General features: G+C 71.7%; 26 protein-coding genes. 7 read left to right on the top strand and 19 right to left on the bottom strand.

What is annotated here, in order from left to right:
• Positions 1-54: 54 nt before the first annotated feature.
• The 3 genes from OHA84_RS32065 to dhaK form a co-directional block, all read right to left on the bottom strand.
• Positions 55-393, bottom strand: coding sequence for a YciI family protein (locus OHA84_RS32065; protein WP_266952652.1), 339 nt, complete (start codon positions 391-393; stop codon positions 55-57).
• A 50-nt stretch (positions 394-443) separates the two neighbouring features.
• Positions 444-680, bottom strand: coding sequence for a hypothetical protein (locus OHA84_RS32060; protein WP_266952650.1), 237 nt, complete (start codon positions 678-680; stop codon positions 444-446).
• 241 nt (positions 681-921) lie between these two features.
• Positions 922-1,926 carry a dihydroxyacetone kinase subunit DhaK gene (dhaK, locus tag OHA84_RS32055; RefSeq protein WP_266968420.1) on the bottom strand — a complete coding sequence of 335 codons (1,005 nt, stop codon included), beginning with the start codon at positions 1,924-1,926 and terminating at the stop codon, positions 922-924.
• Between the two features lie 297 nt (positions 1,927-2,223).
• Between dhaK and OHA84_RS32050 the strand changes: the two genes are divergently transcribed.
• Together OHA84_RS32050 and glpK are read left to right on the top strand one after the other, a co-directional pair.
• Positions 2,224-3,072, top strand: a complete 849-nt coding sequence (locus tag OHA84_RS32050; RefSeq protein ID WP_266952646.1) for an MIP/aquaporin family protein — start codon at positions 2,224-2,226, stop codon at positions 3,070-3,072.
• 112 nt (positions 3,073-3,184) lie between these two features.
• The gene (gene glpK / locus OHA84_RS32045) at positions 3,185-4,702 is read left to right on the top strand and encodes a glycerol kinase GlpK (RefSeq protein ID WP_266952644.1); all 1,518 of its coding nucleotides are present in this window, start codon (positions 3,185-3,187) and stop codon (positions 4,700-4,702) included.
• 72 nt (positions 4,703-4,774) lie between these two features.
• On the opposite strand, the gene OHA84_RS32040 is transcribed toward glpK, so the two are convergent.
• Together OHA84_RS32040 and OHA84_RS32035 are read right to left on the bottom strand one after the other, a co-directional pair.
• A complete protein-coding gene (locus OHA84_RS32040; RefSeq protein ID WP_266952642.1) occupies positions 4,775-5,827 on the bottom strand; it encodes a zinc-binding dehydrogenase in 1,053 nt (350 codons plus the stop codon).
• Positions 5,828-6,072: 245 nt separating this feature from the next.
• Entirely contained in the window at positions 6,073-6,855 is a 783-nt protein-coding gene (locus OHA84_RS32035; RefSeq protein WP_266968423.1) for a response regulator, read from the bottom strand.
• Positions 6,856-6,973: 118 nt separating this feature from the next.
• On the opposite strand from OHA84_RS32035, the gene OHA84_RS32030 reads away from it, so the two are divergent.
• The gene (locus OHA84_RS32030; RefSeq protein ID WP_266968425.1) at positions 6,974-8,584 is read left to right on the top strand and encodes an ATP-binding protein; all 1,611 of its coding nucleotides are present in this window, start codon (positions 6,974-6,976) and stop codon (positions 8,582-8,584) included.
• 35 nt (positions 8,585-8,619) lie between these two features.
• Complete coding sequence (locus tag OHA84_RS32025; RefSeq protein WP_266973872.1) at positions 8,620-9,783, top strand: PP2C family protein-serine/threonine phosphatase; 1,164 nt, start codon at positions 8,620-8,622, stop codon at positions 9,781-9,783.
• Here OHA84_RS32025 and OHA84_RS32020 read toward each other — a convergent pair.
• The 8 genes from OHA84_RS32020 to OHA84_RS31985 all read right to left on the bottom strand — a co-directional run bounded on the left by OHA84_RS32020 (position 9,770) and on the right by OHA84_RS31985 (position 18,475).
• Entirely contained in the window at positions 9,770-10,207 is a 438-nt protein-coding gene (locus OHA84_RS32020; protein ID WP_266952636.1) for an ATP-binding protein, read from the bottom strand. The two genes, OHA84_RS32025 and OHA84_RS32020, sit on opposite strands and share 14 nt — an antisense overlap.
• A gap of 176 nt (positions 10,208-10,383) precedes the next feature.
• Positions 10,384-11,412: an iron-containing redox enzyme family protein gene (locus tag OHA84_RS32015; protein ID WP_266952634.1), complete on the bottom strand. Its 1,029-nt coding sequence runs from the start codon at positions 11,410-11,412 to the stop codon at positions 10,384-10,386.
• Entirely contained in the window at positions 11,412-11,666 is a 255-nt protein-coding gene (locus OHA84_RS32010) for a CDGSH iron-sulfur domain-containing protein (protein WP_266952632.1), read from the bottom strand. The genes OHA84_RS32015 and OHA84_RS32010 overlap by 1 nt, the downstream gene beginning before the upstream one ends.
• 261 nt (positions 11,667-11,927) lie before the next feature.
• Positions 11,928-12,851, bottom strand: coding sequence for a SigB/SigF/SigG family RNA polymerase sigma factor (locus tag OHA84_RS32005; RefSeq protein WP_266968428.1), 924 nt, complete (start codon positions 12,849-12,851; stop codon positions 11,928-11,930).
• Positions 12,852-12,905: 54 nt separating this feature from the next.
• Positions 12,906-15,296 carry a phosphoketolase family protein gene (locus OHA84_RS32000; protein WP_266968430.1) on the bottom strand — a complete coding sequence of 797 codons (2,391 nt, stop codon included), beginning with the start codon at positions 15,294-15,296 and terminating at the stop codon, positions 12,906-12,908.
• A 117-nt stretch (positions 15,297-15,413) separates the two neighbouring features.
• A complete protein-coding gene (gene glgX, locus OHA84_RS31995; RefSeq protein ID WP_266968432.1) occupies positions 15,414-17,552 on the bottom strand; it encodes a glycogen debranching protein GlgX in 2,139 nt (712 codons plus the stop codon).
• A gap of 153 nt (positions 17,553-17,705) precedes the next feature.
• Entirely contained in the window at positions 17,706-18,059 is a 354-nt protein-coding gene (locus OHA84_RS31990; RefSeq protein WP_266952624.1) for a PRC-barrel domain-containing protein, read from the bottom strand.
• 254 nt (positions 18,060-18,313) lie between these two features.
• Positions 18,314-18,475, bottom strand: a complete 162-nt coding sequence (locus OHA84_RS31985) for a hypothetical protein (protein WP_053676175.1) — start codon at positions 18,473-18,475, stop codon at positions 18,314-18,316.
• A 464-nt stretch (positions 18,476-18,939) separates the two neighbouring features.
• Here OHA84_RS31985 and OHA84_RS31980 point away from each other — a divergent pair, with 464 nt between their 5' ends.
• Both OHA84_RS31980 and OHA84_RS31975 read left to right on the top strand, forming a co-directional pair.
• Positions 18,940-19,296 (top strand): hypothetical protein, encoded by a 357-nt coding sequence (locus OHA84_RS31980; RefSeq protein WP_266968434.1) that lies wholly within the window; start codon positions 18,940-18,942, stop codon positions 19,294-19,296.
• Between the two features lie 350 nt (positions 19,297-19,646).
• Positions 19,647-19,922, top strand: a complete 276-nt coding sequence (locus OHA84_RS31975; protein WP_266952621.1) for an isoamylase early set domain-containing protein — start codon at positions 19,647-19,649, stop codon at positions 19,920-19,922.
• A gap of 199 nt (positions 19,923-20,121) precedes the next feature.
• Here OHA84_RS31975 and OHA84_RS31970 read toward each other — a convergent pair whose 3' ends face one another.
• Both OHA84_RS31970 and OHA84_RS31965 read right to left on the bottom strand, forming a co-directional pair.
• On the bottom strand, positions 20,122-20,778 hold the full coding sequence (locus tag OHA84_RS31970) for a hypothetical protein (RefSeq protein ID WP_266968435.1): 657 nt from the start codon (positions 20,776-20,778) through the stop codon (positions 20,122-20,124).
• 115 nt (positions 20,779-20,893) lie between these two features.
• Positions 20,894-21,304 carry a hypothetical protein gene (locus OHA84_RS31965; protein WP_266968436.1) on the bottom strand — a complete coding sequence of 137 codons (411 nt, stop codon included), beginning with the start codon at positions 21,302-21,304 and terminating at the stop codon, positions 20,894-20,896.
• Between the two features lie 89 nt (positions 21,305-21,393).
• Here OHA84_RS31965 and OHA84_RS31960 point away from each other — a divergent pair, with 89 nt between their 5' ends.
• Positions 21,394-21,537, top strand: a complete 144-nt coding sequence (locus OHA84_RS31960; protein WP_266968437.1) for a hypothetical protein — start codon at positions 21,394-21,396, stop codon at positions 21,535-21,537.
• Positions 21,538-21,580: 43 nt separating this feature from the next.
• On the opposite strand, the gene OHA84_RS31955 is transcribed toward OHA84_RS31960, so the two are convergent.
• The 4 genes from OHA84_RS31955 to OHA84_RS31940 form a co-directional block, all read right to left on the bottom strand.
• Positions 21,581-22,123, bottom strand: coding sequence for a DoxX family protein (locus OHA84_RS31955; RefSeq protein WP_266968438.1), 543 nt, complete (start codon positions 22,121-22,123; stop codon positions 21,581-21,583).
• A gap of 153 nt (positions 22,124-22,276) precedes the next feature.
• Positions 22,277-23,302 carry a pyridoxal-phosphate dependent enzyme gene (locus OHA84_RS31950; RefSeq protein ID WP_266952611.1) on the bottom strand — a complete coding sequence of 342 codons (1,026 nt, stop codon included), beginning with the start codon at positions 23,300-23,302 and terminating at the stop codon, positions 22,277-22,279.
• Positions 23,223-24,287, bottom strand: coding sequence for a GHMP kinase (locus OHA84_RS31945; protein ID WP_266952609.1), 1,065 nt, complete (start codon positions 24,285-24,287; stop codon positions 23,223-23,225). Before OHA84_RS31945 ends, OHA84_RS31950 begins: the two co-directional genes overlap by 80 nt.
• On the bottom strand, positions 24,284-25,159 hold the full coding sequence (locus OHA84_RS31940; RefSeq protein ID WP_266952607.1) for a Rossmann-like domain-containing protein: 876 nt from the start codon (positions 25,157-25,159) through the stop codon (positions 24,284-24,286). Before OHA84_RS31940 ends, OHA84_RS31945 begins: the two co-directional genes overlap by 4 nt.
• Positions 25,160-25,170: the final 11 nt, after the last annotated feature.

The following is a 25,170-nucleotide window of genomic DNA, read 5'->3' as shown; positions in this document are numbered from 1 at the left end:
CGTATCCGGGCGGGTCGTCTCCGGGCGGGTCGTATCCGGGCGGGTCGTCTCCGGTCAGCCGGTCGGGTCGGGCATGATCTCCCGGACCTCTTGCGCACAGCGGCACGCGGCGGCGATCTTGGCGGCCCACTCCAGCGCGTCCTCCCGGGAGGGCACATCGATGATCGAGAACCCGCCGAGGACCGCCTTCGTCTCCGGGTACGGGCCGTCGGTGACGGTCCCGTCGGTGGCCACGACGCTCGCCCGCTGCCTTTCCAGTCCCCCGCCGAAGACCCACACGGCGGCTTCCCGAGCCTCCCGCACGACCGCGTGCGAGGCCTCGGCCACCTGGGGCAACTCCTCCTCGGGGAAGCTCATCGCGCCGTCGTCGAACGAGATCAGGTACCGCGTCATCCATGGCTCCCTTGGCCATCCGTCTCCGTCGGCCGCCTCCGGGACACGTCCTAGTGCGGTCTCCAGGTGAACTTGCCGCCGCCCACCCAGTGGACCGCTTCCAGGTCGTCGAGGTCGTGGATGGGAACGCCCGCCTCCGCGGCGATCAGGAGCACGTCCGTCATCGATGTCGCCCTGCCGATGAATTCCCCGTCCACTTCCACGATGCGGAAGGGCGGAGTGCCGGGCTGTACCCCCCGGACGGTGACCCGGGCCGCTGAGATGTAAGGAATCGAGCTTTCGGTCATGTGGAGACGGTTCCACGTCTCGGCCACCCGCGCGCGGCGAAACGGATGGAGAGCCGATCGCTTGCGCCCAATCGTGTCCCGATGCCCCACGCGGCCGCGTCGGCCTCGTCGCGGCCCCGGGCACCCGAGCCGCCCGTCTCGTCCCTCGATCAGCCCCCGTCCGGCCGCTTCGGATCGCGGCGGGGGCCCGCGGTGGCCTGCGCCGCGGGCCTCGCCCACCGGGCGGACGGATCGGTCCCGGTCATCGACCCCAGCGCAGTGCCGCCGTCTCCACGGGCGCGTCCCACAGCCGCAGCAGTTCATCGTCGGCCCGGCACAGCGTCACCGAGCACCCCGCCATGTCCAGCGAGGTGACGTAGTTCCCCACGAGTGCCCGCGCGACCGGAACGCCCCGGTCCGCCAGCACCCTCGCCACCTCGGCGTGGAAGCCGTACAGCTCCAACAAGGGTGTCGCGCCCATGCCGTTCACCAGGGCCAGCACCGGCCCGTCGGTCGGCCCCACCGCCGCCAGGTCTTCCAGGACGGCGCCCACCGCGAACTCGGCGATGTCCCGGGAGGGCATCATCGCGCGACGCTCCCGGCCCGGCTCGCCGTGGATGCCGACACCCAACTCCAGCTCCCCGTCGGGGAGGTCGAAGGTCGGGCTGCCCTTCGCGGGGGTCGAGCAGGCGCTGAGCGCCACCCCGAAGCTCCGAGAGGCGTCGTTCACGCGTCGGGCGAGCGCCGCGACCTGTTCCAGCGGCGCCCCCGCCTCGGCGGCGGCGCCCGCGATCTTCTCGACGAAGAGAGTGGCTCCCGTACCGCGTCGCCCGGCGGTGTACAGGCTGTCGGTGACGGCGACGTCGTCGTTGACCAGGACCCGCTCGACGCGGATGCCGTCCTCCTCGGCCAGCTCGGCCGCCATGTCGAAGTTCAACACGTCGCCGGTGTAGTTCTTGACGACGAACAGCACGCCCTGCCCGGAGTCCACGGCCTTGGCCGCCCGCAGCATCTGGTCGGGTACCGGCGAGGTGAACACCTCTCCGGGACACGCGGCGGACAGCATCCCGTACCCGACGAAGCCGGCGTGCAGGGGTTCGTGTCCGGAGCCGCCTCCGGAGACCAGGCCGACCCGACCGCCCTCACGGACGCCCCGCCGTACGACCACCCGGCCCTCCACGTCCACGTCGAGATCCGGGTGGGCGGCGGCCATCCCCCGCAGGGCGTCGGCGACCACGGTCTCCGCGCTGTTGATGAGCATGTTCATCGGGTACCTCCGGGGTCGGACCTGGCGGGCGAGTCTCGTGCCGGTGCGCTCCGCGGCTCGCAGGCGCGGGGTGCGGACGGCCGCGACCGCGGTCGCGAGCCGTACGTCAAGTGTGCCGCGAAGGCCCCGGGATCCGCAGCGGCCCGCTGATCCCGGGGGTGTCCGCGGGACCGGGGAGAGCCTTCGGATCCGGGGCGGATCTCCGCCACTGGCCCGGAGATATGTCCGGGATTACAGTGATTCATTGAGGCTCGGGGCAGTCGACGGCCGGACCCCGGCCGACGGGAAGGGGCACCCATGGCTGAGCGGCTCAAGAGATCAGGCCTGGTCGGCGAACTGTCCGCCGAATTCGCCGGCACCCTGATCCTCATCCTCTTCGGTTGCGGCGTGGTGGCCCAGGTGGTCGCCGGCGGCGCCCTCACGGACCCGGCGGGCGGCCTGGGCAACCACGACAGCATCGCCTGGGCCTGGGGCCTCGGCGTCACGCTGGGCGTCTACGTCGCCGCGAGGCTGAGCGGTGCTCACCTCAATCCGGCGGTGACCGTCGCACTGGCGACGTTCAAAGGGTTCCCCTGGAGCAAGGTGGCCCCCTACGCGCTGGCCCAGACGGCCGGCGCGTTCGTGGCGGCCCTGATCGTCCGGTGGAACTACACCGAGGCGCTCGGGAAGGCCGACCCCGGCCACACCATCAAGACGCAGGGCGTCTTCTCCACGCTGCCGGCCAACGGCAACACGAACCTGCCGGTCACCGAGTGGGGCGCGCTGCGCGACCAGATCATCGGCACCGCGATCCTGCTCCTGCTGATCTTCGCGGTCACCGACCTGCTCAACACTCCCCCGGGCGCCAACCTGGCGCCGTTCATCGTCGGCCTGATCGTGGTGGCCATCGGCATGGCCTGGGGCACCAACGCCGGATACGCGATCAACCCGGCACGTGACTTCGGCCCCCGACTGGCCAGCTTCCTCACCGGCTACGGCGGAGCATGGCGAGATCAGTACGGGAACTTCTACTTCTGGGTCCCCATCATCGGTCCGTTCATCGGCGGTGTGCTGGGAGCGGGTCTGTACAAGGTCTTCATCGGTCGGTTCCTGCCGACCGCCGAACCGGAACCCCCGGGACGGATCCCGGCCCCGGACGAGAACTGATCGACCGCCCCGCCCGGGCGGCTGAAGGACCGACGGCCCGGGCGGGCCGATGACCGACCACTCCACGGTACGGACCCCAGGGCACCAAGGCCCCAAGAGAGGCGGCACCCCCATGGCTGACTTCGTCGGCGCGGTGGACCAGGGGACCACCAGCACCCGTTTCATGATCTTCGACCACGCGGGCAACGAGGTGGCGAAGCACCAGCTGGAACACTCGCAGATCCTCCCGCGCTCGGGGTGGGTCGAACACGACCCGGTCGAGATCTGGGAGCGCACCAACTCGGTGATGCAGAACGCCCTGCGGCACGGGAACCTCTCGGCTTCCGACCTGGCGGCCATCGGCGTCACCAACCAGCGGGAGACCACCGTCGTGTGGGATCCCCGCACCGGCCGCCCCTACTACAACGCCATCGTGTGGCAGGACACCCGTACGGACTCCATAGCGGCGGCGCTGGAGCGTTCGGGCAAGGGGGACGTGATCCGCCGCAAGGCCGGCCTGCCGCCGGCCACCTACTTCTCGGGCGGCAAGATCCAGTGGATCCTGGAGAACGTCGACGGGGTCCGCGAGGCGGCCCAACAGGGCAACGCCCTCTTCGGCAACACCGACTGCTGGGTGTTGTGGAACCTCACCGGCGGCCCCGACGGCGGCATCCACGCCACCGACGTGACCAACGCCAGCCGCACCATGCTGATGGACCTGGAGACCCTCGACTGGGACGACGAGCTCCTCGGGTTCTTCGACATCCCCAGGGCGATGCTGCCCAGCATCAACCCGTCCTCCCACGCACAGGCCTACGGCCAGACCCGCACCTCCCGGCCGTTGCGCGCCGCCATCCCCATCACGGGCGTCCTCGGCGACCAACAGGCGGCCACCGTCGGACAGGTCTGCTACGCGCCCGGCGAGGCCAAGAACACCTACGGGACCGGCAACTTCCTCGTCCTGAACACCGGCACGGAGCTGGTCCGGTCCTCGCACGGGCTGCTCACCACGGTGGCCTACCAGTTCGGCGACGAGCCCGCCGTGTACGCGCTGGAGGGATCCATCGCGGTCACCGGCTCCGCGATCCAGTGGCTGCGCGACCAGCTGAAGATCATCGGCGACGCGGCCGAGAGCGAACGCCTGGCCCGCACCGTCGACGACAGCGGCGGGATCTACTTCGTACCGGCGTTCTCGGGCCTGTTCGCCCCGTACTGGCGTTCCGACGCGCGCGGAGCCATCGTCGGCCTCGCCCGCTACCACGACAGCGGACACCTGGCCCGGGCCGCGCTGGAAGCCATCTGCTACCAGAGCCGCGACGTGGTCGAGGCCATGGAGCAGGACTCGGGCGTCCACCTCGACGTGCTGAAGGTCGACGGCGGCGTGACCGCCAACGACCTGTGCATGCAGATCCAGGCCGATGTCCTGGGCGTACCGGTCAGCCGGCCGGTGGTCGCCGAAACGACCGCCCTGGGCGCCGCCTACGCCGCGGGCCTGGCCACCGGCTTCTGGCGCGACCAGGACGAACTGCGCACCCACTGGCAGGAATCCAAGCGCTGGGAACCCCAGTGGTCCGAGGAGCAGCGCGCGGAGGGGTACGAGGGCTGGAAGAAGGCGGTGGAGCGCACCCTCGACTGGGCCAAGGTCGAGTAGGGCGGTTCGGCCCGGGCGGTACCGGTGGCGGGATGCCGGTACCGCCCGGCGCCGTGTCCCGCGGGCGGCGGCTCAGAACGTGACGACGACCTTGCCGGTGGCCCGGCCCGATGCCATCCGTTCCAGTCCGTCCGGCACCACGTCGGCGAGGGGGATGACCGCGTCGATCGAGGTGGACGCGATGTGGGGGTGCTCCTTCAACAGGGCCATCGCCTCGGGAAGGTCCTGATCGCAGATGTGCACCTTCGAGGTCGAGATCCGGATCTCGTCGAGCACCAACCGGGTCAGGTTCAGGGGCGACGGGTCGCGGTGCAGGCCGACCAGGCGGATGTGACCACCGCGGCTCACCGCGTTCATCGCGGTCGCCAGGCCCTGGGGGACCCCCGAGGTCTCCAGGACGATGTCGGCGCCGTTGCCGCCGGTGGCGCGTCTGATCTCGGCGACGGCATCCTGGCGGGAGGCGTCGATGAGCACGCTCGCGCCGCTGCGCTTGGCGGCGTCCAGGCGGGCCGGCGAGACGTCGACGGCGATGGTCTCGACGCCCCGCGCCGTGAACGCGGCCAGGGCCGGCAGGCCGATCCCGCCCAGACCGATGACGACGACGGTCGCCCCCGCCTCGGCCTCGGAGCCGCGCACCGCGTGGAGGGCGACGGCGAGGGGCTGGGCCATGATCGCGACGTCGGGCGAGGCGTCGCCGATGGATCGGCTGATGCGGGCGGGTACGTTCACCCGTTCGGCGAGCCCACCGTCCACGTGGAGGCCCACCGTGTAGTAGGTCGCGCACAGGTTGGTCCGACCGGCGCGACACCAGCGACACGTCCCGCAGGACACCCCGGAGCCGGGCACCACCACGTCCCCGACGGCGAACCCGGTGACGTCCGCCCCGACTCCGGCGACGCGTCCGACCATCTCGTGACCGAGGACGAGCGGGCCGACGTGGCCGCTCGCGGGATGCGGGGCGTCGATGGGGATCAGGTGGGGTCCCGAGGTGAACTCGTCGACATCGGTTCCGCAGATGCTCGCCCGCAGGATCTCGAGCTGGAGCTCGTGCGGGGCCGGTGACGGCGGGTCGGGCCACTCCTGGACCCGGACATCACGTCTCCCGTGGTAAACGGCAGCAAGCATCGGCGCATCCCCCTGAATTGGATTGGATTTGCACCCTAGTTGATCGAAGTCGACGGGAAGTGAAGTTCCGGTTAGCGCCTCGGCAGGATCCCGCCGGGGCGGAACAGGGGTGCCCCGCGATCCCCTCGGGAAGGACCACGGGCACCCCGGCCGGCGCCTGCCCGGCCGGGAGGGGCCCACACTCGGCCGCCCGGGTGAGCCCCGGACGCCGCACCGGACCGTTCGACCTGAACCGGTCCTGGTGCTCAGGTGCGGGGCAGCCGGGTGGCGGTGTCGAGGTAGAAGGCGTCGATGCTCTGGACCGCCTTCTCGAACTCGTCGAGGTTGACGGGCTTGGTGACGTAGGCGTTGGCGTGGCTGCCGTAGGCCCCGGCGACGTCTTCCGGCGCGGAGGAGGTGGTGAGGACGACGACGGGGATGGTCTGGAGGTTCTCGTCGTTCTTCAGGATCTGGAGGAGGTCGCGGCCGTTCATGCGGGGCATGTTGAGGTCGAGGACGATGAGGTCGGGGCGGACGCTGCCCGGGCTGCGCAGGTGCTCCAGCGCGGCGACCCCGTCGGTGACCTGGACCAGGTTGCGGGTCCCGCGCTCGGAGAGGGCCTCCTCGATGAGCATGGCGTCGGCCATGTCGTCCTCGACGAGCAGGACGTCGTAGGGGCGGGAGGGGGCGCTCATCATCGGATGCTCCGTGGGTTTGTCGTGGGAGTGGTCGAACAGTCCGGGCCAACGGCGTCGGGCACCCTGTCGGGTGATTCCGCAGGCGTCGCCGAGCTGCGGGTAGCCGGCGCCCGCGCGGGCGGCGCCCGCGGCGACGTCGCCTTGGAGCCTCTCGGCGGCCTGCCGCACGTGGTCCAGCACGTTCAGCAGGGCCAGGGCGCGGGTCGGGTCGTCGGCTTCGTCCGCCCGCGGTGTGGTCGGGGCGTCCAGGAGCCGGCGTGCGAGACGCCGGGCGAGCTCGGCGACCGCCGTGTCCGCGACGGCGGCCGTCTCCTGGGACGTGGTCCGCGGTGGGAAGTTCTGGCCCGGCATACCGGGCACTCTAGGGCCCCCGACCGGACCTCGACAACAATGGTTGTCCGTGACGGCTCTAGAGTATGCAGGCCGCGCCACATCGGGCAGCGGTTGCGACAGCGGAGGGGCATACGAGATGACCGGCGAAGAGGTGCTGCCGCGTCCGCGGGGTCTGTCCACGTGGACGACCCGGCGGTGGCTTCGCGTGGGGGTGGCCGCGTCCCTGGTGGTCCTGGCCCTGCTCGGGGTGACCGGGGCCTGGGTCCTCGAACGGACGGCCTCGCTCAGCGGGGAGCTCGTGGACGTGAAGTCCCCCGCCCTGACCACCTCGATCCGCCTGGAGTCGACGCTGCTGAACCAGGAGACGGGCATCCGCGGCTACGGGCTCACCGGCTCCGCGGAGTTCCTGGTCCCCTACCAGCGAGGGCTCACCGAACAGGAGGCGTCCACCGCGCGCCTCGCGGAACTGCTCCGCGACGACGCCACCGGTCTGCGGGACTTGAAGGCCGTCGAGGACGCGCTGGAGGCCTGGCAGGAGCGGATCGCCCGCCCGATCGCCGCCTCACCGCCCGGGACGCCCCCTCCCCTGGCCACCGAGCGCGCCGTGGAGGCGAAGGCCTCGTTCGACACCCTGCGGACGGCGATGGCCGACCAGCAGGAGAAGCTCCAGGTCGACCGCGCGAACGCGCGGGAGGACCTGTTCGCGGTCCTGCGCCTGCGGAACTGGGTCTTCTCCGCCATCGCGTTGGTCATCGTCGCCCTCGCCGGGCTGGTCTTCGAGGGACTGCGCCGCGGCATCACCACACCGCTGGAGCGGCTCGGGGCGGACGCCCGCGCCATCACCGGCGGCGACTTCGAGCATCCGATCACCCCGACCGGCCCGGCGGACCTGCGCCGGCTCGGCGCCGAGGTCGACTCCATGCGCCAACGGCTCGTACGGGAACTCGCCTTCACCGAGGAGGCACGTCTGCGCCTCGACGCGCAGGCCGCCGATCTCAAGCGGTCCAACGCCGAGCTGGAGCAGTTCGCCTACGTGGCCTCGCACGACCTCCAGGAGCCCCTGCGGAAGGTCTCCAGCTTCACCCAGTTGCTCCAGCGCCGCTACGGGGGACAGCTCGACGCGAAGGCGGACCAGTACATCGACTTCGCGGTCGACGGCGCGAACCGCATGCAGACCCTGATCAACGACCTCCTCGACTTCTCGCGCGTCGGCCGCGTCCACCACACCCACCAGAGCGTCGACCTCGACACGGTGATGGACCGGGCCCTGTCCGCACTCAGTGTCAGCGTCGAGGAATCCGGGGCGGTCGTCACCCACGACGCACTGCCGACCCTGGTCGCGGACCCCACGCAGATGGGAATGCTCTGGCAGAACCTGCTCGGCAACGCCGTGAAGTTCCGCCGTCCCGGTGAGACCCCGAAGATCCACGTGTCGGCCGAACGGGAGGGTGAGCTGTGGCGGTTCGCCGTCACCGACAACGGCATCGGCATCGCCCCCGAGTACGCCGCGAAGGTGTTCGTGATCTTCCAGCGGCTGCACACCAAGGACGTCTACAACGGCAGTGGCATCGGCCTGGCGATGTGCAAGAAGATCGTCGAGTTCCACGGCGGCACCATCGGGATCGACCCCGAGTACACCGACGGCACCCGCGTCGTGTTCACCCTCGCCGCCGCACCGCCCGAGAACGCCGAGCAGGAGACGGTGGAGCCGGCGGCGGACCGTGACGGGGAGGAGCGGGAGTCGTGAGCGTGGTCGAGTCGGCGTCGCGGCCGGTCGAGCCGATGTACCGCGTCCTGCTCGTCGAGGACGACGCGGCCGATGCCCTCCTGGTGGAGGAGTTGCTCCACGACACCGGGCTGCGCTTCGAGCTGACGGTGGCCCGGAGCCTGGCCGATGCCCGTGTCGCGCTCGCCGACCGCCGGGCCGACTGCGTCCTGCTCGACCTGCACCTGCCGGACCTCTCGGGCACGGACGGTGTCATCACCGTCCGTGAACTGGCCCCGCACACCGCGGTGATCGTGTTGACCGGCCTGTCCGAGCAGCGGGCGGGCGCCGACGCCATGGCCGCCGGCGCCCAGGACTACCTCGTGAAGGGCAAGGTCGAAGCCGACCTCCTGGGCCGTACGGTGCGCTACGCCGTCTACCGCAGCGAGACGGAACGCGCGAGCGCCGAGGCCCAGGCCACCCGGCTGCGGGCGGAGGAGAACGCCCGTCTGGAACGCGGGTTGTTGCCCCGGCCGATCCTCGACACCAGCACCGTCACCGTGACCACCCGCTACCTGCCCGGACGGGAACAGGCCCTGCTCGGCGGGGACTTCCTCGACGTCGTCGAAGGCGACGACGGGCTGCTCCACACCGTGGTCGGCGACGTCAGCGGACACGGACCCGACGCGGCGGCCCTCGGCGTGTGCCTGCGCATCGCCTGGCGGTCCCTGATCCTCGGCGGGCACCGCGGACCCGACCTGCTGCACCTGCTGGAGCGCATCCTGGTCGCCGAACGCGGCCTGCCGACGATGTTCGCCACCTGCGCCCTGCTCACGCTCGACCAGACGGCGGGCACCGCCACCGTGTACCTGGCCGGTCACGACGCTCCCCTGCTCACCGTCGCCGGCCGGACCCGAGAGACGGTCGCGGAACACGGCATCGCGCTCGGTATCGCCCCCCGCTCGGGCTCGTGGCCGGCCACCGTGATCCCGCTGCCGGCGGCCGGGGCCCTGACCCTCTACACCGACGGCCTCACCGAGGGGCACAACGGCACGGCGGACGGCGAGCGCCTCGGGGTCGAAGGGCTGCTCGCCCTCATCGGGAAGCTGCCCCCGGCCGATCCCGGCGCCCACGTCGACCTCCTCGTCAAGGAGACCCGCGCCCTGAACGCGGGACGCCACACCGACGACCTGGCCGTCCTGCGCCTGGACTGGCACGGCGCGGGGATCATCCGAGCCTGAGCGTCGCGGTGATGTGTTTGCCGGCCTCGTGGGGCGTCACGGTGACCCGGTCGGCGAGGGTACGGACGAGGGGCCAGCCGTAGCCGCCGATCCGGCGGCCGGCCGGGGGGCTGGTCTGGGTGACCGGAGGAACGGGGCTGCGGTCGGCCACCGAGACGCGCAGGTCGCCGTCGCGGACGTCGGCGTGAAAGCCGGTCAGGCCTCCGCCGTGGCGTATCGCGTTGGTGACCAGTTCGGACGTGACCATCAGCGCGTCCGTCACGACGGGGGCGTCCGACGGGAAACCGGACTTCTCCAGGAGGACCGCGACGATCTCCCGGGCCTCGGCCACCGTCGCGGGCAACGCGGGCCCGGAGCCCGCGGAGACGTCCGTCGGTACCTGCTCACGGGCCGGCGGGCCGCCGTCCCCTGGTACCTGTGTCATGTCTCCCTCGCCTGTCGCGGCCGCACCGATCCTGGTGATACTCGCACAGCACTCGGACACGCGGCCCGCGGGGCGGTCCCGCACGGTCGCCGCGTGGGCGAGGAAGGCGTTCGTGCGCCCGGGGATTCGCCGTACTCCCGGGCGGGCCCGGCGCCTTGGTCCGCGCCGCACGTGCCTCATGTCCGGGGCAGGGGGGTGCGCAGGGCGCTGCGTCCCCCGTCCCACGCCTCGCGCAGGTGGTCGGCGAGGCGGTCCTCCAGCAGGACGGTCGCCGCGCACCCGAACGCGACGTCCGCCTCCAGGTCCGGTTCGTCGGCGAGCAGCCCGCCGATCACGTCACGGCGTACGACCTGCTCGTGGACGGCGTCGGCCTCGACGTGTTCGGCGTAGAAGTGCTCGGCCGCCGGGCCGGCCCCGCAGCGGCGCATGGCCTTGGCCAGTCGCCTCGATCCGGGTGACGAGGTGACCTCGACGCACGCGAAGTGGCCGACGAGCGCGCCGCGCGAGGCCCGGTGCAGCCCGAACAAGGACATCAGGTTCACGGTCGCGAGCACGGGCGCGGGGGCGTGGTCCAGGTAGTGGCCGTACGCGGGGTCCAGTGCGAGGTCGCTCATCAGGTCCGCGAAGAGGCGGGCGTGGATCCGCTCGGCGCGGCCGGCGCCGAACTCGTCGTACTCGATGGCGACCATGGCGGCCTTGGCCCGACCGGAGAGCCGGGGGATCACCCAGACGTGGGGGTCCGCCTCCTTCAGGTGGTACAGGGAACGCAGGGCCGCGTACTCGCGCAGTTGCCAGAGCTCGCCGTCGGTTTCGAGGCGGTGGCTGAGGCTGTCGGAGAGGTCCACGGGCTCCAGGAGGAGCGGGGCGAAGGCCTCGTCCACGGATCGGGGGGCCTCGGACAGCTCGGTGCGCAGGGCGTGCAGGAAGCGGGCTTCCATGGCCGCGCGCAGTCTCAGCAGGTCCGGGTCCCATTCGCGGGCGTCGTCGACGTCGTCGAAACCGCGGTAGTGCAGTTCGTACAGGAGGTAGAGGGCCAGCTGAAGGTCCTCGCCCCACGGGTCGGCCTTCAGCACGGTCCCGGGGGCGTAGGCCGGCGCCTGTCCCGATCGCAGGGCCTGCGTCACGGACCGGGACAGCTCACCACGCCCTTCGACGAGGCGGGGGCCCGCGGCGGTGGCCGTCGCACTCGGGGCGGGAGGGGGCATCACGGGGTCCTGTCCTCGGGTGGCGCGGCGGGACGCTCGCGTCGGCGGTGGCTCGTGTCGCACCACGGATGGGTGCGGCTGCGGCGGCAGGTGCACACCGCGACCATGAAGCGGTCGGACCGGGCGACCGTCCCGTCGTCCAGGACGATCTCGACCGGGCCCTCGACCAGGACCGGGCCCTGGGGGTCCACCCGCACCCGGCGGGGGTACGGGTCCGCTCCGGCCTGGTGCGGGTCACCGTCCGTACTGGTCACCGCATACCTCCGGGGTCGAGTGGGGCCGCGACTGTGGTGTCGTCGACGACAGGGTGCGACTGCCCAGGGGTGGGCGCCCTATCCGTGTTGCCCGCGGTCTTCGGAGGATGCGACGAAGATCGATCCCGTCCGGCTCGATTCCCCGCGTGGCGGCCGGGCGCGTGGTGCGCGGGCGGGCCGGATGCCCGGGCGGCCCCGGTGTGGAGCACACCGGGGCGGAGCGGGGGCGCCGGGGTGGGTGGGCCGGGCGAGTGTGCGGCGTCAGCCGGCGAGCATTCCGGTGCGCAGGCGGGTGAGGGTGCGGGTCAGGAGGCGGGAGACCTGCATCTGGGAGATGCCGAGTTCGGCGCCGATCTCGGCCTGGGTCTTCTCCTGCCCGAACCGCATCGCCAGGATCTGCCGATCCCGGGGCGCCAGGTCCTTCAGCAACGGGGCCAGCGTGTGGAAGTCCTCGAACAACTCCATCGCCGGATCCACGTCACCGACCGTGTCCGCCAGCGAACGCGGCTGCGCGGACGGCCGACTCCCCGAGGACGTCGACTCGTCGATCGACCCGCTCGTGTAACCGTTCGCCGCGACCATGCCCTCGACGACCTGCTCCTGCGACAACTCCAGATGCTCGGCCAGCTCCTTGACCGTCGGCGCCCGACCGAACACCTCCGTCAGCGCCTCCTGGCTCTTGGCCAGCTCCGTCCGCAGCTCCTGCAACCGGCGCGGAACATGCACCGCCCACGTCGTGTCACGGAAGAACCGCTTGATCTCCCCCGTGATGAACGGAAGCGCCAACGTCGAGAACTCCACCTCACGCTCCGGATCGAACCGGTCGATCGCCTTGATCAGACCGATCGTCCCGACCTGGACGATGTCGTCCAACTCGATCCCACCACCACCGGTCGCACGCCCCCGAAAACGCCGCGCCGCGAAGTTCACCAACGAGATGTTCATCTCGATCAGCGTGTTCCGCGCGTACTGGTACTCACGCGTCCCCTCCTCCAACGACCGCAACCGCACCAGGAACAGACGCGACAACTCCCGCGCGTCCGAAGGCGCCACCGCACGCGCGTCATCGATCCGCGGCAACACCGACGAACCCGACCCCTCCACCACCGACCCCACAGGCGGCGCGACACACGGCGCGACCCGCACATCGAGAGAAGGGCTGACAACTGCGGCGGCGTGGGACATGGAACCGTTCCTCCCCTGGACGGATGACTTGCTTCCGCCCTCGTGCCCCCGATCTCAGTTCGTACACCTGTCTTCGGGCCCGCTCCACTTCCAGTCGGTGATCTCCGCCGGATCCACACCGGTGCGGCGCAGTTCCGCCCGGAGCCGGTCGCGTGCGGCGGCGTGGCGGGCGGCCAGTGCCGGTGCCTGCGGGTGGCGTCGTTCCAGGTGGTGGAGGGCGGTGATGGCCAGGTCGTGGCGGGACGTGCCGTTGGCGACGAGGAGGTCGTAGGGGGTGGTGGTGGTTCCCTCCTCCATGTAGCCGCGGACGTGGAAGCGGTCGGGGTGCGGGCGGCCGTGGAGGAGCTGGTGCACGGCCGAGGGGTAACCGTGGAAGTCGAGCACGACCGGGGTGTCCGCGCCGAAGAGGGCGTGGAAACGGTCGTCCGTCATCCCGTTGGGGTGCCGATCGGCGGGGGCCAGGGCGCACAGGTCCACGATGTTGACGACCCGGATCGAGGCGTCGGGCAGGTCGTCGCGCAGCAGGGTGAGCGCGGCCAGGGTCTCGACGGTGGGGATGCCTCCCGCGCAGGCGAGAACCAGTTCGGGTTCGTCTCCCCCGCCGTGGGAGGCCCAGTCCCATGTGGACGCTCCGGCGGCGCAGTGCGCGCGGGCCTCGTCCAGTGCGAGCCATTGGGCGGCCTCGTGCTTGCCCGACACCACGACGTTGACCTTTCCGGTCTCGTCGAGGAGGCGCTCCATGGTGACCAGGAGGGTGTTGGCGTCGGGGGGCAGGTAGACGCCGGTGACCTCGCTCTTCTGGGTGATCAGGTTGTTGATGAACCCGAATCCCTGGTGGCTGTAGCCGTTGTGTTCCTGGCGCCATCCCTCGCTGGTCAGGAGGTAGGTGAGGCTGCTGACCGGGGAACGCCAGGGCACCTCGTGGGAGGTCTTGAGCCATTTGGCGTACTGGTTGAGCATGCTGTCCACGATGGAGGCAAAGGCCTCGTAGGTGGGGAACAGGCCGTGTCCGCCGGTGAGGAGGTAGCCCTGGAGCCAGCCCTGGCAGTTGTGCTCGGACAGGGTCTCCATGACGCGGCCGTCGCGGGCCAGGTGTTCGGCGTACTCGTCGACCGGCCAGGCGTAGGCGCGGCCGGTGGCTTCCAGGACCGCGTCCAGTTTGTTCGAGGCGAGTTCGTCGGGTGATACGACGCGGAAGTCGCGGCGCTCGGACGTGCGGCGGAAGATCTCCGTGAGCCAGTCGGCGAGGACCTTGTTCGCGCTCGCCGGGGTGCGGCCCGGGCCGCTCTTCAGGGCGACGGCGTAAGGGGCGAGCGCGGGCAGGTCGAGGGGCCGGCGCAGTCGGCCTCCGTCCGCGGCGGCCTGCATGCCGATGCGCCGGTCCCCGTCGGGGCAGGACGCGGTCACCTCGGGCACGGGCCGGCCCCGCGCGTCGAAGAGCTCCTCGGGCCGGTAGGAGCGCAGCCACGCTTCGAGGGCGCGCAGTTGTTCCGGATCGTCGTGCGCGTCGGGGAGGGGCACCTGGTGGGCGTGGAACGTCCCCTCGATGCGGACGCCCTCCACCTCGGCCGGAGCGCCCTGCCCCTTGAGGCTGCGCAGGACGATCATCGGCCATCGGGGACGGGGCTCGGGCGACGCCCCGGAGCGGGCCCTGCCCTGGATCTCGGTGATGGTGGTGTGGGCGTCGGCGACCGCCACCACCAGGGCCCCGCCGTCGGGATCGGAGGTGACGTCGACGATCCGGGGGTCCCAGCCGTATCCGCGGAAGAGGTCGGTCAGTTCGCTGTCGGACATCGTGGCGAAGAGGGTGGGAGAGGAGATCTTGTACCCGTTGAGGTGAAGGAACGGCAGCACGGCGCCGCTGGTGGCCGGGTCGAGGTACTTGGACGAGTGCCACGCGCCCGCGGTCGGGCCGGTCTCGGCCTCGCCGTCGCCGACGATGCAGGCGACCAGTCGGCCGGGGGCGTCCAGGGCCGCGCCGAAGGCGGTCGCCAGGGCGTATCCCAGCTCCCCGCCCTCGTGGAGGGTGCCCGGTACGGCCGGGGAGAGGTGGCTGGGGAAGCCGTCGGGCGCGCAGTAGCGGCGGCTGAGTTCGCGCAGTCCCTCGGCGTCACGGCTCAGCGCCGGGTCGTGGGCGGCGTGCGTCGCCTCCAGCCACAGGTTCGCGTGGACGGCGGGTGCGCCGTGTCCGGGGCCCGTCACGAGCAGGACGTCGGCGTCCCGCTGCTTGATCAGCCGGTTCAGTGCGCCGTGGACGAGGGTGATGCCGGGGCAGGTGCCCCAGTGGCCGAGGAGCCGGGGCTTCAGGTGCTCGGGGCGCAGCGGCTCTCGGAGCAGGACGTTGTCCTGGAGGTGGATCAGGGCCGCGGCCACGTAGTCGGCAGCCCGCCGGTAGGCCCCCAGGCCCTGGTCGGCGGGCTGTGGCATCGTCGTCTCGCGTGTCATCGGACCACTCCCCTCGCAACGGGACGCCTTCGGCATCACGTTCCGCGCATGCCCCCGTGGTCGTGCACGAAGCTCACGGGGGCGTGCTCGTGGTGCGGGGGTGGGGCCGCGCGCGGCTCACGGCCTTCTGGCCGGCCTCCGCAGGACCCTCATGCTGCGGCCGGTGAGGACCGTCCTGGCCGTCGCCTTGACCTCGGTCTCGTCCTGCGTGTCGTCGCCGTCCAGGGCGGTGTCGAGGGCGACCGTCCAGGCCTCGCCGTAGGCGGCGGGCGGAAGACGGAAGGTGGTGTCCTCGGGGGCGCCGTTGTACATCAGCAGCAGCGAGTCCGGCAGCAGCAGCGAGTCCGGGCGGGTGGCGTGCTCGGCGTGGTCCGCCGCGAGGAGGTCCCCGCAGAGGTACACGGTGATGCCGAGGTTGTCGGGCCGGTCCCAGTCCTCCTGGGTCATGCGGTCGCCGTCGGGCCGGAGCCACACGATGTCGGCCGCCGGCGCGGTCGCGTTCGTGGGTGCTCCCTGCGGAAAGCGGCGCCTGCGCAGGACGGGCTGCTCACGACGCAGGGCGAGGGCCCGCCGGGTGAAGGCGAGCAGGTCGGCGTTGGCGTCGTCGAGCCCCCAGTCGATCCAGGACAGTTCGTTGTCCTGGCAGTAGACGTTGTTGTTGCCGTGCTGCGTACGGCCCAGCTCGTCGCCGTGGGAGATCATGGGCACGCCCAGGGAGAGGCACAGGGTGGCCAGCATGTTGCGCTGTTGACGCGCCCGGAGGCGCAGGACGTCCGTGTCGTCGACGGGGCCCTCCACGCCGCAGTTCCAGGAGCGGTTGTCGGCCTCGCCGTCGCGGCCGTCCTCCCCGTTGGCCTCGTTGTGGCGGTCGTTGTACGACACCAGGTCCCGCAGGGTGAAGCCGTCGTGCGCGGCGATGAAGTTGATGCCCGCGCGGGGGCGTCGTTGATCGGACTGGTAGAGGTCGGCGGAGCCGGCGATGCGGGCGCCGAACTCCGGCAGGGCGGATTCGTCCCCTCGCCAGAAGGAGCGGACGGCGTCCCGGTAGCGGCCGTTCCATTCGCTCCACAGGGCGGGGAAGTTTCCGACCTGGTAGCCGCCTTCCCCGATGTCCCAGGGCTCGGCGATCAGTTTGACGCGGCTGATGACCGGATCCTGATGGACTATGTCGAAGAACGCGGAGAGCTTGTCGACGTCGTGGAACTGGCGCGCCAGGGTGGCGGCGAGGTCGAACCGGAATCCGTCCACGTGCATCTCGGTGACCCAGTACCTCAGCGAGTCCATGATCAGCTGGAGGACGGCCGGGTGCCTCATCAGGAGGCTGTTGCCGGTGCCGGTGGTGTCGAAGTAGTGGGCGGGGCTGTCGTCGACCAGACGGTAGTAGGAGGGGTTGTCGATGCCCCGGAAGGAGAGGGTGGGCCCCTGGTCGTTGCCCTCGGCGGTGTGGTTGTAGACCACGTCGAGGATCACTTCGATGCCCGCCCGGTGCAATGCCTTGACCATGGCCTTGAACTCGGTGACCTGCCCGCCGAGGCTCCCACCGGAGGCGTAGGCGTGGTGTGGGGCGAAGTAACCGATGGTGTTGTAGCCCCAGTAGTTCGAGAGTCCCTGGTCGGTGAGGAAGCCGTCCTGGGTGAACTGGTGCACCGGCATCAGTTCGAGTGCCGTGACGCCGAGTTCCCTCAGGTGCCGGATGACGGCCGGGTGCGCCACCGCGGCGTAGGTGCCGCGCAGTTCCTCGGGTACGTCGGGGTTGCGCCGGGTCAGCCCCTTGACGTGGGCCTCGTAGATGACCGAGTCGTGGAACGCGTGGCCGGGGGGCTGGTCCCCCTCCCAGTCGAACTCTCCGCCGGTCACGACGCCGAGTGGTACGTGGCCCAGGCTGTCACGGTCGTCCGGGAGGCTCGGGTCCTCGGCTTGGTGCCCGCTCAGGGAGGGGTCCCCGTCGATCTGGCCGTCGACGGCCTTGGCATAGGGGTCGAGCAGCAGCTTCGCCGGGTTGCAGCGCAGTCCCTCGTCCGGACTCCAGGGGCCGTGGACGCGGTAGCCGTACCGCTGCCCGGGGCCGACTCCGGCGACCCGGACGTGCCACACGCCGCCGTCCACCTCCGGCAGGGTGATCCTCTGCTCGCCGCCGTCGTCGTCGATCAGGCACAGTTCCACCGTTTCGGCGCAGTCGGAGAACAGGGCGAAGTTCGTCCCCGAGCCGTCGTGGGTCGCGCCGAGGGGGTACGGACGTCCAGCGGAGATATCCATGCAGGAAGGTAAACACGGCAACGGGCGTCCTGCCGGGTCGGCGCCGGTGATCGTGCCGCGTGACGTCGTACCCGCGTGACCATGCGACGCACGACGGGGCGGGGGCGGCAGCCGTCCGGCTGCCGCCCCCGCCCCGGGGTGTGCGCGCGTCGGTCAGACGCGGTGCGGCCCGTCGTAGTAGCCGCCCACCTGACGGTGGTAGTCCGCGTTGCCGAGGTGCTTGTCCTTGTCGAACTCCGGAGCGTTCTTGATCTGCTCCTTCGTACGGTCGACATGGATCCTCTCGTCGTCCGCGTCGATCCGAACGACCGTCCCGGCCGGCAGCAGCACTTCCTTGCCGAAGATCCACGGACCGGTGTCCACCACGATGTACGCCGACCCGACCTCGTCGGAATGCTTGTCGACCTTGCCGATGGAGCCGTCCGTCGCCTCGACCTTGTAGCCCGTCAGATCCGCACCGGCCAGACGACCGGACGTCTCGCGGTAACCCCACACATTCTCAGTCATACGAAGAACTCCCTCACCACTCGAAATCAACGGAGGCTTTCTCCCGGCACATTCACCACCGGCAAGGCGCCTTCCGCCACCACGCCGCCTGCCCCCGACCACCGCACCCACACACCCGAAACACTCTTTTCTCGATTGACCCGAAAGAGCAGCCCACACACCCGCGAGCGACAAAGCGCCCCCCAACACGACGGTGGGGCCCGCCCCCGGAAGGACGGACCCCACCACGCGTTCACCACAGACGGAACACCCGCCTACCAGCGGTACCAGCGGCCACTCCCACCCTTCGGACGGGCCACGAACCCGACGAGCCACAGCACCAACACCGCGATGGCGACCCACCAAAGGATCTTCACCGCGAAACCGGCACCGAAAAGAATCAAAGCGAGCAGAAGAACAAGAAGCAGGGGAACCATGATTATCAACCTCCGAACGGTCGAATGCCCCCACACCCCCAAGCCATGCGCCCCGGATTTACCTGTTTCTTATCACCACAGGCGGGCAACCGGATGGGCCGCCCTTTTCGACAGCCAGACAGCCAGACAGCCCGACAGCCCGTAAGGCCCGTCGGCCCGACGGCCCGGGTCGCGCGGTGAACCCGGCCGACCTCTGCGTGGCGGCCACCGCCGGGCGAGTCGACCCCTACGGACCGGCCTCGGCGTCAGGGGATGCCCCCGCCATGAAGGGCGGTTGGCGCCGCTCCGCCTCGCCGGGGAACGCGACGGCCTCACCGTGCGCGAGGCCGCCGAGGCCCTGCTCGTCAGGCCGAACAACGTGAGCACGCCGGTTTCGCAGTGGGCCGGCCAGGGTCTGGAACGCCGGCAGGACCCTGTCGGCAAGCGTGTCGCCCACCTCCATCTGACGTCCTTGGCCGAGCGTCGTGTCGACACGGGTGGGCGGCCTGGTGGGCGGGTACGTCCACCAGGCGTCGACCACCCACACGGAGGCGGACCGCGCCGCCATCGAGTCGGCGCTCGGCGCCCCCGCCACACTGACGCGGCGCGCGTCGGCACAGACCGGCGGCGCGCTCGGCACCACCGTACCGATCTCCCTGATCAGCGGTGGAGTCGGCTCCGCACTCACCGGCGAGCCGGCCGCCGCCGGAGTCACCGCCCCGATGGCCCAGGGTCTCGGCGAAACCAAGGACGCGGTGGCGATGGGCATTTCACCCGTCGACGCCCCCACGCCCTCCCCGCCGAGGTCCGCGGTGATCGAGGCGCCGGCCAGGCGTTGGTGAACGGTGTGCACACCGCCGCACTCGTGACCGGTGTGCTGTGCGCCCTCGGAGCCGTCGTCGCCGCGGCAGGCGTCCGACGCGGGCCCGAAGCGCATGTCACCGACCGCTCCCCCGCGCGGGGCGGCCGGACGGGGCCGGTCCGTGCGGGGCGTACGCCCGCGGCAGCGGGCGGACACGGGGCCGGTCCGTCCTCACGTTGCCACGAGTCGTGACGGGCCGCATCAGCTCGCGACGGAAGGTCACCGCCGGCGCTCCGGAGCGCCGACCTGCGGGCCGGGGCCGGCGGCGCCATCATGAGTCCCGAGCGTCGCTCATCAAGGCCCGATACCGATCACGTCTGGAGTTGTGCCGTGCTCGAACGCAAGCGCCGCAAGGACCGCACCGAGGTCACCTTCGTCCTGCCCGCCGAGACCCCGCCCGGCCCGGTCAGCGTCGTGGGCGACTTCAACGCCTGGACTCCCGGCACCCACGAGCTGCGGCCGCGCCCCGACGGTACCCGCGCCGTCACCGTCGCCCTGCCCGCGAAGGCCGACCACTCCTTCCGCTACCTGGCGGCAGGCGACTACTGGTTCAACGACGACACCGTCGACGGCCGGGGCGACGGGAACAGCCACCTCACCACCTGAAGGGCCCCACAGGCCCCCATGGGACGGCCACCGGCCCACGCGCCGCGCCGGCGGGAGATCGACCCCGCCGCGGTTTCGACACCGCGCCGCGGACGACCGGTGCCGGTGGCTTCCCGACCGGCCCCCCGAGGGGGTCCACTCGTCCGCGCCGCAGGGCATGGCGTGGCATGGCATGGCATGGCGACCGTACGGGGAACCGTCAGGGGCATGCCTCCCCGGTCTTCACCACCGTGAAGGCGACGGGGGTACCGGACAGCGCGGCCCCGGCCTTCGGGGTCTGTGTGCAGACCTTCCAGTTCGATTCCTGAAGGACCATACGGCCCTGCGCGGTGGCGTCCTTGACGGTGATGCTCGCGTTCGAGGGCAGCGCGCCGCGGACGGCCTTCATGCCCTGACCGACGAAGTCGGGCATGGTGTCGCCGGCGGGCTTCGGTGCGGGGACCTCGCCGTCGGGGCAGGTCTCCTCAAGCTTGACGGTGCCGAAGTCGACGGTGGTGGCGGTGTCGACGCCACTGCCCGCGGCAGGGGTCTGCGTACAGACCTTCCAGGCGCGGTCGAGCACCTGGTTGCGGTCGCGGCCGAGGCTGTCGTGGGACTTCAAGAGGGGGAATCCCGCTGCCTGGGCTTCGTCCTGGGCGCTCTGCAACCCTTTGCCGATCATGTTCGGCAGGGTGGCCTTCCCGCTCTTGGCCGAGGGGACGGCGGACGACTGCGGCGCTGCCGAGCCGGCGGGCGCCGAGCCGGCGGGTTTCGGATCCTGGCCCGCGGGGTTCGGGGACTGCGGGTCGCAGGCGGTGAGGGCGAGGACCCCGGCGGCGGCCACGGCGACGAGGGTGATGCTGTGTTGAGTGCGCATCAGCACATCGTGACCGCCGCGAGACGTCCACGAGGGCTCCTTGACGGCTCTGTGACATGCGACGCCATACGGATGCCAGGTCCTGCCGTCGAACGGCGCGTGGCCGTGTACCCGTTCACGGGACGGTGGCGGTGGCGGTGGACCACGAGCCGTCGAAGAGCAGCCGCACGAGGTCACCCGAACCCGATCCGTACCGACGGGTCCGTCGCCCCGGGGTGGTGACCTCGATGGCGATGCCGAGGATCCGCGCGGCGGCGGCCACGTCGGCGGAGGCATCGCCGCTTCCGGCCCCGCCCGGAGCGTCGGCACGGCGCCCGAGGAGCCGGCGGAGGTGTTGGAGGGGCGTGAGACCCAGCTCGTCGACCGTCAGCGAACCGCCGAGCAGCACCGCGTGCGCCGCCTGACCGGCGGTCAGGGTCACGTCCGTGCGGACGAGATCCGCCACGGGCACGGGTCGGCCCCGGTCCAACAGGCGTCTGCCGCTCTCGTCACCGAGCGCCGCCGGCAGTGCCTCCTCGAAGGACATCCCCTGCCCGTCCGTTCCCTTCTGTCCGGGGGGTGGGCCGGTGTCCGCCGGGGTGGGAACGACGCCGATCCTCTCCTCGCCCCCCCGGCGTGACGTCACGCGGCACCGGCTCCGGCGCCCGGCGGGGCTCCCGCTCCCTCGGCGTCGGCGTCGGCGTCGGCGTCGGCGTCGGCGTCGGCACGATGGGATCGGAGCGCGGGGACCTGCCGGGCGCCCGGCCCACGCCGGTGTGACGCGACGCGGCCGGGCGCCGCGCGCCCCGGGCCCGGTCGGGTGTCAGTCCCGGACGAGGAGGACGACGAAGCCCACGACGACCCCCAGCACGAGAGCGAGGACGGAGTACCGGGGCCTGGACTCGCTCAACACGGGAAGGAAGCGGTCGACCGAGAAGCGACCGGGCCCGGTGAGGGTGAGGGCGACGACCGCGGCCAGCAGGGCCAGTTCGAGCTCCACGCCCCTGGGGGCGAAGAAGCTGTTCACGCCGCGTACGGCGAGGATGTTGACGAACGTGCCGATCAGGACCGCTCCGGCGAGCGGGGTGAGCAACCCGAGGGCGAGGCCGAGGCCGCCCAGGGTCTCGGAGAGGCCCGCGATGACGGCCATGGTCTCGCCGGCGGGATAGCCGCTCATCGTGAAGCCCTTGCCGGTGGCGGTGAGACCGGGACCGCCGAACCAACCGAAGAGCTTCTGCGTGCCGTGACCGGCCATGGTGAGGCCGACGGTGAGCCGCAGGACCAGCAGGCCGACGTCGTGGGTGGCGGTGCCGGCGGGAGCCGGGAGGGTGCGAGGGTTCGCGTATTCCCGTCGTTCGTAGGCCATGAACGTCCGTTCTTCCGTCTCCGGCGAGTGGCTGCCACCCTATGCCGTCCGTCCGGAATGTCCTGGTAGTGACGTCGCCGCTGTCGCCCGAAAGCACCGGCGGCGCGGCGCCCCCTCCCCCTGGACCCGTTCAGGTCACCCCGGGCGTCCCGGTCATCCCCGCCCGAGGACGCCGCTCGCCCGCGGGTCCGCCGGGGCCCGCTCCCAGTCCATCCGGCACCAGGGGAGGGCGAGGTCGCCCTGCGTCGTGACCGGCCGGGGGGCCAGGGAGTCGATCGCGACGGCTTCCCGATGGCGGGCGTACACCGTGTCCACGTAGCGGTGGCCGGTGTCGGCCGCGATGAAGAGGACCGTACGCCGCGGGGACCGCGCCCGTTCCCAGCGGGCGGCGAGGTAGGCCGCCCCGGAGGACAGCCCGGCGAACACCGCGTGTCTGCGCAGCAGGTCGACGCTGCCGGCGAGGGCGGCGTCGAAGGAGACCCAGTGGAGCGTGTCGTAGGACGTGTGGCCGACGTTCCCGAAGGGGATGGAGCTGCCGATCCCCGCGATGATGATCTCGGGGTCGCTCACGTGACCGGCGCCGAAGGTGACGCTGCCGAAGGGCTGGACGCCGACGAGTTCGACGCCGGGCGCGTCCTCGCGCAGGTAGCGGGCGAGAGCGCCGGTGGAGGCACCGGATCCGACACCTCCGACGACGGTGAGTTCGTCCGTGCCGGTGGATTCCCGGATCAGGCCGGCCACGGCGCGGTAGCCCAGGTAGTGGATGTCGTCGTGGTACTGCCGCATCCAGTGGTATTCGGGGTGCTCGGCGAGGATCTCGTGAACGCGCTCGACCCGGCGCTTCTGGTCCAGTTTGAGGTCGTCGCAGGGCTCCATCCGCTCCAGCGTCGCCCCGAGCACGGCGAGCTGGGTGCTCAGCGTGTGGTCGACCGTCGTGGAACCGACGATGTGGCAGCGCATCCCGTGACGGTGGCAGGCCAGCGCCAGGGCGTGGGCGTAGATGCCGCTGGAGCTGTCCACCAGGGTGTCCCCGCGCCGCACCGCGCCGGTGTCGAGCAGGTGGCGCACCGCGGCGAGCGCCGAGACGACCTTCATCGTCTCAAAGCGGAGACAGACGAGCCGGTCGTCGAGGCGTATCAGGTCGGGTCGGCCGATCGACTCGGCGATGTGCTGGTCCACTGCGGAACTCCTCGGTCGCGGGGATGGTGGTGAAGGTGGAGAAGACGCGGGTGGTGGGAATCGCGCGGTGTTCCAGGGCCCGTACGCAGCTTCTGATCCGGCGCCGAAGGTCGGGGGCGGCCGGGTCGAAGAGCACACCGGCGACGGAGCCGCTGTGCGCGATCTGAACGCCCGCGGCCCCGAAGCGCGCGGCAACGTCGGTGAGGCTGTCGAACTCCGGGTGGCCCAGGACCTCCTGCCCGCGCCGGGCGCTGGCGGTCGCGACCTCGCCCAGCAGGGCGACATCGCCCGTGGCCACGGCCTGCCGCAGCAGGACACGCAGCCGTTCACAGGCGCGCACGTCGCCGTCGTCGTGGGCGCGGGCCGGCAGGGAGAGCGTGTCCACGGGTGCGCCCGCGCCCAGGGAACAGCCCACGACGACCACGGGTGGCAGGGCGCGGCCGAGTACTTCCAGCACCCGGCCCTGGCGCTGGGCGAAGAGCACGGGGCGGCCGTCGAGCATCAACGGATCGCAGGCCAGCTCCGCCCGGACGGCCAGCCGGGCGATCGTCTCGGGTGTCAGGCGCGTTCCGTAGGAGTCCGCGACCGCCCGCACCACGGCGACGACATCGCTGCTGGAGCTGCCCATGCCGAGGCCGACCGGGATGTCGCCGGTGATCCGCAACTCGCCGCCGCACGGGGGCTCCGGGTGCCCCGGCGCGCACTCGGCGACGGCGAGGGCCGCCGCGCGGGCCGCTTTGGTGCGGTCGGCCGGCAGCACGGTGAGCCGGTGCGGCGGCGTGCCCGGGAGGCGGGTGAACTCGGCGCGGCTGCCCGGACCGGGCAACGGCAGGGTGACCAGGCCGGCGCGGTGTCGCCCGGTGTCGTCGAGGAAGACGCCTTGGAGTATCTCGCCGTGGTGGCCGGGGGCGTGCCCGGTGCCGGTACGGCCGGCGTCGGGACGCCGCCCGGCGCCGGACGTGCTCCGGCGGGCCGCGGGGGTCATGCCCCGGCCTCGGCGCGGTAGCGGTACAGGGCGGTGGGGTCGGCGCTGAACTGGGAGAAGGGGAAGGGTTCGGCGGACAGGGCGGTGACCCCGGAGCCCAGGAAGGCGCGGGCCACGGCGCTGCCGCTCTGCGCGTACACGACGAGGGGCACGCCCCGGGTGCGGCAGCGGTCCAGGATGGTGTCGAACGAGCCGTTGCCCAGGGTCATTCCGGTGGCGACGACGACGTCGGCGCGGTCCAGTACCTCGTGCATGTCGGCGGTGACGGGATCGCCCCATCGGGTGGCCTTGAGGTTGAGGTCGCACGGCAGCGGGTCGCCGCCGCGTTCGCGGATCGCCGCGACCAGCGGGTCGACCACGCCGATGAGGCCGACCTTGGCGCCCTCCTCGATGTCGAGCAGCCCGGCGATGGCCGCGTCGCGGGCCCGCGCACGGACTTCGGGGGTGCCGGCGGGCAGGACGACCCGCTCGGCGCTCACGCCCCGTCGGGTGTCCGCGCCGGCGCCGCCCGCGTCCGCCGCCTCGCGGTGCGGGCGCCGCTCGGCGAGGTAGGCGTCGAGGGCGGCGATCCTCAGCGGGCGTGGGCCCTCGCGCAGCAGGGCGTCGAGCGCGGTGCCCGAGGAGTCGCGGCAGACCGACGGGTCGATCTCACCGGACTCGAAGGCGCAGGCGCCGAAGGAGCCGCCGAGGCGCACCAGGACGTACTGGTTGAGGTAGGTGGTGTCGCCGCCGGCCAGCCGGGTGCCGTGGTGGATCCAGAAGACGCTGGTCGCCACGAGGTCGGAGGGCAGCGGGCCGTGTTCGCCCTTCAGCACGGCCTCGACGAGGGCGTGGACGGTCGGTGCGGGCGCGGTGGTCGTCGGGGTGGTCATGGGGTTCCTTG

The sequence above is a fragment of the Streptomyces sp. NBC_00513 genome (assembly GCF_041431415.1).
Lineage (GTDB): Bacteria > Actinomycetota > Actinomycetes > Streptomycetales > Streptomycetaceae > Streptomyces.
This window is presented reverse-complemented; position numbering and strand designations above follow the sequence as displayed.

Coding starts and splice junctions, on each gene's coding strand:
- OHA84_RS32020 (WP_266952636.1), bottom strand. CDS start 10,207: ATGACACAGGTACCAGGGGACGGCGGCCCGCCGGCCCGTGAGCAGGTA.
- OHA84_RS32000 (WP_266968430.1), bottom strand. CDS start 15,296: ATGACACGCGAGACGACGATGCCACAGCCCGCCGACCAGGGCCTGGGG.
- glgX (WP_266968432.1), bottom strand. CDS start 17,552: ATGGATATCTCCGCTGGACGTCCGTACCCCCTCGGCGCGACCCACGAC.
- OHA84_RS32005 (WP_266968428.1), bottom strand. CDS start 12,851: ATGTCCCACGCCGCCGCAGTTGTCAGCCCTTCTCTCGATGTGCGGGTC.
- OHA84_RS31945 (WP_266952609.1), bottom strand. CDS start 24,287: ATGACCCCCGCGGCCCGCCGGAGCACGTCCGGCGCCGGGCGGCGTCCC.
- OHA84_RS32050 (WP_266952646.1), top strand. CDS start 2,224: ATGGCTGAGCGGCTCAAGAGATCAGGCCTGGTCGGCGAACTGTCCGCC.
- dhaK (WP_266968420.1), bottom strand. CDS start 1,926: ATGAACATGCTCATCAACAGCGCGGAGACCGTGGTCGCCGACGCCCTG.
- OHA84_RS32040 (WP_266952642.1), bottom strand. CDS start 5,827: ATGCTTGCTGCCGTTTACCACGGGAGACGTGATGTCCGGGTCCAGGAG.
- glpK (WP_266952644.1), top strand. CDS start 3,185: ATGGCTGACTTCGTCGGCGCGGTGGACCAGGGGACCACCAGCACCCGT.
- OHA84_RS31990 (WP_266952624.1), bottom strand. CDS start 18,059: ATGACTGAGAATGTGTGGGGTTACCGCGAGACGTCCGGTCGTCTGGCC.
- OHA84_RS31955 (WP_266968438.1), bottom strand. CDS start 22,123: ATGGCCTACGAACGACGGGAATACGCGAACCCTCGCACCCTCCCGGCT.
- OHA84_RS32035 (WP_266968423.1), bottom strand. CDS start 6,855: ATGCCGGGCCAGAACTTCCCACCGCGGACCACGTCCCAGGAGACGGCC.
- OHA84_RS32015 (WP_266952634.1), bottom strand. CDS start 11,412: ATGCCCCCTCCCGCCCCGAGTGCGACGGCCACCGCCGCGGGCCCCCGC.
- OHA84_RS31970 (WP_266968435.1), bottom strand. CDS start 20,778: ATGCGCACTCAACACAGCATCACCCTCGTCGCCGTGGCCGCCGCCGGG.
- OHA84_RS32025 (WP_266973872.1), top strand. CDS start 8,620: ATGTACCGCGTCCTGCTCGTCGAGGACGACGCGGCCGATGCCCTCCTG.
- OHA84_RS32060 (WP_266952650.1), bottom strand. CDS start 680: ATGACCGAAAGCTCGATTCCTTACATCTCAGCGGCCCGGGTCACCGTC.
- OHA84_RS32065 (WP_266952652.1), bottom strand. CDS start 393: ATGACGCGGTACCTGATCTCGTTCGACGACGGCGCGATGAGCTTCCCC.
- OHA84_RS32030 (WP_266968425.1), top strand. CDS start 6,974: ATGACCGGCGAAGAGGTGCTGCCGCGTCCGCGGGGTCTGTCCACGTGG.
- OHA84_RS31965 (WP_266968436.1), bottom strand. CDS start 21,304: ATGTCCTTCGAGGAGGCACTGCCGGCGGCGCTCGGTGACGAGAGCGGC.
- OHA84_RS31985 (WP_053676175.1), bottom strand. CDS start 18,475: ATGGTTCCCCTGCTTCTTGTTCTTCTGCTCGCTTTGATTCTTTTCGGT.
- OHA84_RS31940 (WP_266952607.1), bottom strand. CDS start 25,159: ATGACCACCCCGACGACCACCGCGCCCGCACCGACCGTCCACGCCCTC.